Here is a 7,109-nt window from a genome sequence, read left to right on the forward strand (position 1 = left end):
ACACCTGGATAATAAGCCGTAAAAGAGTATAACGTGAAAAAACAAGCAAGAGATACAGGATAAAATTAGTAGTTGGTCGTTGGTCGTTAGTATTTAGTAGATAGTGAATTACTATTAATTCAGTAATAAGTAAAAAGTGATAAGTAATATAATTAACCAGTTTGCTGGTCTACCAGTCAAAAGAGTATAACGTATACCGTATAACGTAAAGAAAAACAAATTCACCACCCCCACCTTTATCCTCCCCCCTCGAAGGGGGAGGAATTTAAAGAAGATTGTCTTACCCTCAAGGGGGAGGAAATGAAAAGTGAAAATCCTGCTGCCCTCAGGGACAGGTTCAATGTTGTAATCATCCCTCAAGGGGGAGGAGATAAAAAGTGAGAAGGATACCATCAAGGAGCAGGAAATGTGAAAAGCACATCTCTATCTCAATCGAAGGAAATAAGAAGGGAAAATACTTCCAATATTCCTATCTTCCATTATTCCATCCCTGTACCCATACACATAATGATAATCTTTATCTAAAAACAAAAAACAATAAACCAAAAACATTTTTATATTTATTCCTTCCTTGAAAACTATATACCAAATGATGTACTTCACTAAAAAATTTATCCGAATATTCCCCTCTCCCCTCGGGGGGAGAGGGTCAGGGTGAGGGGGAGAAATAGTTTTTAGTTCTTAGTTTATTGTTTTCAGCAAAGATAAAATCAATAATGGGCAAATTTGTTTCAACAAAAGGAAAAATATTTAGTGATTTCTTTTCAGGATCTAAAAACAAAAAACAATAAACCAAAAACATTGTACTTATACTACCCATATTTTAATATTTTCTTTGACTTTATCTGATATTAATAATAGGATATATTATATTATTAAAGCTTCAGACGGAGTTAAATATGTGCCATTCACTTATACCAGATGTATACATCAGGAATGTACACCAGATTGATATTCAGAAATTACAAACAGAAAAAGGAATAAAAGGAATTATTATTGATCTTGATAATACCCTGGTACCATGGGGTAAAAAACATCTTGATAATAAAATAGTATCATGGATAAACCGGGTAAAAGACAGTGAATTAAAAATATGCATTGTTTCTAACAGCAATTCTTCTCATGTCAGCGAAATGGGTAAAATATTTGGTATACCTTTTTATTCAAGCAGATATAAGCCGCTAAAGGGCCCCTTTTTAGAGGCAATGAAAATTATGAATACAGACCACAGTAATACTGCAGTTATCGGTGACCAGATATTTACAGATGTATATGGAGGAAAACGTTTAGGACTATTTACTATTTTGGTTTTTCCAATTAAAAAACAGGATGCACTGGGCACTCGCCTGATATACAGGAAATTAGAACGAATAATCATGTCCTGCTGGTTTAAAGCGGGTAGAATTAAGATGATTGAAGGCAATTGGCCTGAATAAAAAAGTATATTTAAAAAGATTATCCTTGCATATTGGGTATAATAATTTTAAGATAATAATAACGGAAATATTTAAATAATTGTAAATACCTGTATTCAGTGGTAAAGGAGTCAATATGGCAGACAGGATTGTAAAGGAAAAAGGGATAACCGGTGAATTTTTATTAGATATATTAATAAGAAATAAGGTTATCGATAAAAAAGACATTGAGAAGATTCATCAAAGACAGCTTGAAAAAGGAAGTAATATTCAGAGTATTATTATTGGTATGGGTTTAATCGATAAAGATAAGATGATGAATATGATTTCTGAAGAAATAAGCATTCCTTATGTAAACCTGGACGGAAAAACATTTGATCCTTCTATTGTTGCTATGATTCCTGAAGATCTGTCACGCCAGCACGGCCTTGTTACAATCGGCAAGCAAAAAGACAAGCTTGTTGTTGCGATGGCAAATCCGCTGGATGTTTATACACAGGATGAAATTAAGATTAAACTTGGCTATGAAATCGAAACCCGACTTGCATACAGCGAAGATATAGCCAGAGTTTTGGATATGGTTTATGGTATCACAGAAGACTGGCAGCAAATGATGGGTGAGATAAAATCCCTTGCTGTTACTGCTGTTGAGGAAACTGCTGAAGAGATGGATATCTCAAAGAGTATCAGTCAGTCTCACGAAGCCCCGGTAGTTGCCCTGGTTAATCTTATAATGCTTCGTGCTATAAAGGAAGGCGCAAGTGATATACATATAGAACCCTATGGTGAAAAATCATTAAAGGTAAGATACCGTATAGATGGTGTTTTACATGATATAATGTCTCCCCCCAGAAATCTGCATATGGCAATTATTTCCCGTGTTAAAATAATGTCAAATATGAATATTGCTGAACGGCGATTACCACAGGATGGCAGGATTAAGGTACAGGTTCATGGCAGAGAGGTAAATTTTCGTGTTTCTACTATCCCGGCTGTGAATGGAGAAAGCGCTGTTCTCAGGATACTTGATCCGGCACAGATAATGCTGGATTTAAAATCAATCGGTTTTTCTAAACATAATCTAAAAAAATATCAGGAGCTTATAGAAAAACCAAATGGAATCTTATTAGTAACAGGTCCTACCGGCAGCGGTAAATCGACAACACTGTATGCAACTTTAAATATTCTAAATTCAGTAGAAAAGAAGATAATGACTATAGAAGATCCGGTTGAATATCGCTTAGACGGTGTTAACCAGTTACAGGCAAGACCTAAAATTGGCTTAACGTTTGCTGCCGGATTGCGCAGTTTTCTGCGCCAGGACCCGGATATAATGTTAGTCGGAGAAATCAGGGATAAAGAAACTGCTGATATTGCAATCCAGTCTGCGCTAACAGGACATCTGGTTTTAAGCACCCTTCATACAAATGATGCACCCAGTTCTATTGTTCGTTTGATTGATATGGGTATTGAGCCATTCTTAATTTCATCTTCAGTAATAGGAGTTATTGCTCAACGCCTGGTGCGAAAGATTTGTGATTATTGCAAGAAGGAAATCCCCGTAACCGATGAAATAAAAAAGGTCATGGAAGGGCTTAACATTAACCCTGATAAGATGAAGGTTTTTCATGGAGAAGGTTGTCAGCATTGTAAGGGAACAGGCTATAAGGGCAGAACTGCAATATTTGAACTAATGGTAATAAATGAAAATATCCGTGAAATGATTTATAGAAATGCTTCTTTAAATGAAATCAGACAGACCGCTATTGAGAAAAACGGAATGGTTACCCTAAGAGAAGACGGGTTTAGAAATATCATCAAAGGTATCACGACTGTAGAAGAAGTTGTCCGAACCACAAGCAGCTAATTGCAAGTATATCTGAAAGCAGAGGTTTTTAGTTTTTAGTTTTTAGTTTTCAGTGAATATTAGAGAATAATAATATAGCAATAATAGGTAAAATTATAATAAAAAATTAATAGATTATTATTTATTAAGATAAATCTAAAGAGCAAAACAATATGTCTGATTATAAAAAATTAAAAGTTTGGAAAAATGCCCATCGGTTTGCAATAGATATATACAACCTTACTAAAAATTATCCTGATGAAGAAAAGTTTGGAATGATAGCTCAAATAAGAAGATCTTCATTATCAATACCTACTAATATCGTAGAAGGGTGTGGGCAGAATGAAAATGGGAATTTAATTAGGTATTTAGGTATTGCAAAAGGTTCTGCTTTTGAATCGGAATACCATTTGTTATTATCAAAGGATTTGGGTTTTATTTCAGAAGAAAAATATACTATAATGAGTGAAAAGATAAAATATATTATTAGGATGCTTACAAAGCTTATTTATTCATTAAAAATGGTAGAAAACAATAAATGATGTAATAATAAAAAACAGTATGGTAAAATGTATTATATTAAAAAGATGTTTTTCTGATTTTTTAATTTTTTTAAAATTTTGAATTATTGTTTTTACTGAAAACTGAAAACAAAAAACTAAAAACTACTAATAATTAAGGAGGCAATTCCAGATGCCAACTTTCACTTATAAAGCAAGGGATAATACCGGAAAAGTATTTACCGGAACGTTAGAAGGGGACAACCGGGAAGTAGTTATTGACCGCCTTAGAGAAATGAAATATTTTATTATTTCAGTAGATAAAAAGGCAGGTGGTCTTTTATCAACAGAAATCACTCTTTTCCAAACTATAAAGATAAGGGATTTAGCCGTATTTTTTCGTCAGTTTGCCACAATGGTCAGTGCAGGCTTGACATTAGTAAATTGTCTGGAAATCCTTACTCAGCAAACGGAAAATAAGTTGTTAGCAAAGAAGATAGGAGATATTAAAAAAAATATCGAGCAGGGTGCTACTCTTACTGATGCATTTGCAGCACATCCGGAAACATTTTCTAAGCTGCAGATAAACATGATTAAAGCCGGAGAAATGGGCGGTGTCCTTGATGATATCCTGAACAGAATAGCAACCTTAATGGAAAAAGAATATGAATTAAGACAAAAAATAAAATCAGCTATGACATACCCGGGATTTGTAATGGGTGCAGCAGTGTTGATGGGAATTTTTATGCTTACCTTTATTCTTCCCCAGTTTGTTGGGGTATTCCAGCAGTTTGGCGGAAACCTTCCCTTTATTACCCAGATGTTAGTCAATTTTACCCAGTTGTTCAATCGGTACTGGTATGTCTTTTTGGCTGTTATTGTCGGATTGGTGTTTTTATTTATTTCATACAGTAAAACTAAAAACGGCCACAGAAATATTGATAAAATAAAACTGAAAATTCCTGTTTTTGGTAATCTTTTTCTAAAGACATCTATTAACCGTTTTACCCGTACATTAGGCACTCTGATACGCAGTGGTGTTCCTATTATTCAGTCATTAAAGGTTTCCTCAGAATCCATAGGCAATGATATTCTGGCAGAGGCAGTAGCAAACTCTGCTGATAGAATCAAAGAAGGACAGAGTATTTCCGCTCCCCTAAAGGAAAGCGGCGTTTTCCCACCTATGGTAACCCAGATGATAATGGTTGGAGAGGAAAGTGGAGAATTGGAGACCATGCTTCTCAATGTTTCAGAATTTTATGATCAGGAAGTTGAAAGAGCAGTAGAGCAACTGACTTCGGTAATTGAACCCATAATGATGGCATTCGTTGCCCTGGGTGTTGGAGGTATGGTTATTGCAATGTACCTGCCCATATTCAGTATGGTTGATTTGGTATAATAATTGATAATATTTTAAAGGAGTAGATTTAATTGTACAAGGAAAAGCAAATATACAATGAAGATAACAGTGGTAACAACCATAAAAGAAAAATTGAAGATTATATAGAATTACTGGAAAACACAGTTCATGAGTTTAAAAATTCCGGTGAAGATGAAAGTGACCTTATGCAGGCTGGTTATATTGGGTTGTTAAATTCTCTTCATATTTATGATGATATGGAAGACGAGGTTTTTCAAAAAAAATCAAAAAATCTCATAGCCGGTGAAATACGAAATTATATTAGAAGAAAATACAGCAAGGTAAAAATTCCTTTTTGGTTAAAAAAAATAAATGAATTAATAAACCAGCTGGTGGTTTCTTATAATAAAAAATATAAAAAGTTTCCTAATTACAAAGAGTTGTCTCAAATGTTAGGGATGACACCTGAAGGGCTTGAGGAGACACTTAAAGCCCGTGAATCAGTCTATAAGGTATCTATAGACAAAGAAAGAAGAACAAAAGATATAACAGAGTCTCCGGATACCGCTACAATTAAGAATGCATTAAGAAGAAAGGGAAAATGAATTACAGTGTTGGAGATAGTAAAAAGAATATAAATATAGATGAAGAAACTATTATCAGGTATCGCCCATTAGTCAAATCTATTGCTCATAAATATTATAATTCAGGAGAGCCTATTGAGGATTTAGAACAGATTGCCTACATCGGGTTAATAAATGCATTAAATCTATTTGAAGAAAAAAAGGGAGTAAAGTTTGAAACATATGCTACCTGGCTGATAAATGGAGAAATACGCCATTATATCCGGGACAAGCATACTATTGTGAATATACCTCACTGGGTAAAAGAGTATAATAGGAAAATAGATAAATTTACTACAAAGTTCAGGAAAAAGTTTAATAGGTTTCCCTCGATTGAGGAAATTTCAGAACATTTCAATATTACCGAAGAAGGTATAAAAGAAATATTAAAAGGTCGTGATTCAGTACAGGTAGTTTCCCTGGATAGTAAGTTGCGCAATGGCGAATATGAAAACATGCCAATGTTAGATCAAGTCAAAAGTAAAGATTATCAATCTTTTAGGCTGCCGGTAGAAGATATTATCCAGTTAAAAAAAGCATTCAGCGGTCTCAAAAAAATCCAGCAGGATGTTATTTATTACCTGTTTGTAAGGGATTTTACCCAGACCAGTACTGCAAAAGAACTTGGTCTCACACAAAGGCAGGTATCCCGGGTAAAACAAGCAGCATTGGAAGAAATGAAAAAAAATTTTTAGATATAGAAGGAGCCATATAAAATGTTAGGGAAAAAGACTGTAGTCAGGTTTAATGACGGTAAAGTCCTGAAGGGGTTTACCACAGATTTTCATCCGAACAATAATATTTTCCACATACAACCTGTTAAACATGATGAGGTTGGACAAGGGGAACCACAGGTAGAGGTTGATATGAATGATATAAAAGCAGTCTTCTTTGTAAAGGATTTTCTGGGTAATAAAGAGTACAAGAAAGTGAGAACATTTGAAGGGTATGATAAAGCTCCTCTCTCTCAGCGCAAAATTATTATTATTTTTAAAGACGGAGAAAACTTTTACGGAACTACCCATAGCTATTCACCTGAACGTAACGGTTTTTTTGTTTTTCCGATAGACGAGCAGGATAATAGTGACCGCGTATTTGTTCCATCCACCTCGCTTCAAAAAGTCCATGTAAAAAAGTTCAACAGCGAAGACTTCGACATTTATCTGTATGAAAATTAATACCGTATACCGTATTAAGTATATCGTATATCGTAAAAGATATTAAAATATTGAAAAAATTAAATATAACAATAAAGGCAATCCTATACTTAAGTTGCACTTAGAATCTTATAAAACTGTTGATAAATAAGTATATTCAAAGGATAAAAATAGGTGTTTATTGCAGCATAAATTTTTAGTAAACATT

At 34.0% G+C, this 7,109-nt stretch carries 7 protein-coding genes; all 7 read left to right on the top strand.

All coding sequences use genetic code 11. From position 1 onward, the window contains the following. The first annotated feature begins 899 nt into the window (after positions 1–899). Complete coding sequence (locus tag PHQ99_07400; protein MDD4289394.1) at positions 900–1,436, top strand: YqeG family HAD IIIA-type phosphatase; 537 nt, start codon at positions 900–902, stop codon at positions 1,434–1,436. Between the two features lie 115 nt (positions 1,437–1,551). After that, a complete protein-coding gene (locus PHQ99_07405) occupies positions 1,552–3,282 on the top strand; it encodes a GspE/PulE family protein (protein ID MDD4289395.1) in 1,731 nt (576 codons plus the stop codon). A 152-nt stretch (positions 3,283–3,434) separates the two neighbouring features. Next, a complete protein-coding gene (locus PHQ99_07410) occupies positions 3,435–3,803 on the top strand; it encodes a four helix bundle protein (protein ID MDD4289396.1) in 369 nt (122 codons plus the stop codon). 151 nt (positions 3,804–3,954) lie between these two features. After that, on the top strand, positions 3,955–5,160 hold the full coding sequence (locus PHQ99_07415; GenBank protein MDD4289397.1) for a type II secretion system F family protein: 1,206 nt from the start codon (positions 3,955–3,957) through the stop codon (positions 5,158–5,160). Positions 5,161–5,192: 32 nt separating this feature from the next. Then, a complete protein-coding gene (locus tag PHQ99_07420) occupies positions 5,193–5,726 on the top strand; it encodes a hypothetical protein (protein MDD4289398.1) in 534 nt (177 codons plus the stop codon). Then, positions 5,723–6,439, top strand: coding sequence for a sigma-70 family RNA polymerase sigma factor (locus tag PHQ99_07425; GenBank protein MDD4289399.1), 717 nt, complete (start codon positions 5,723–5,725; stop codon positions 6,437–6,439). The genes PHQ99_07420 and PHQ99_07425 overlap by 4 nt, the downstream gene beginning before the upstream one ends. 21 nt (positions 6,440–6,460) lie before the next feature. Further along, positions 6,461–6,922, top strand: a complete 462-nt coding sequence (locus PHQ99_07430) for a hypothetical protein (GenBank protein MDD4289400.1) — start codon at positions 6,461–6,463, stop codon at positions 6,920–6,922. Positions 6,923–7,109 lie beyond the last annotated feature (187 nt).

The organism is Atribacterota bacterium (assembly GCA_028703475.1).
Classification (GTDB): Bacteria; Atribacterota; Phoenicimicrobiia; order Phoenicimicrobiales; family Stramentimicrobiaceae; genus JAQVMU01.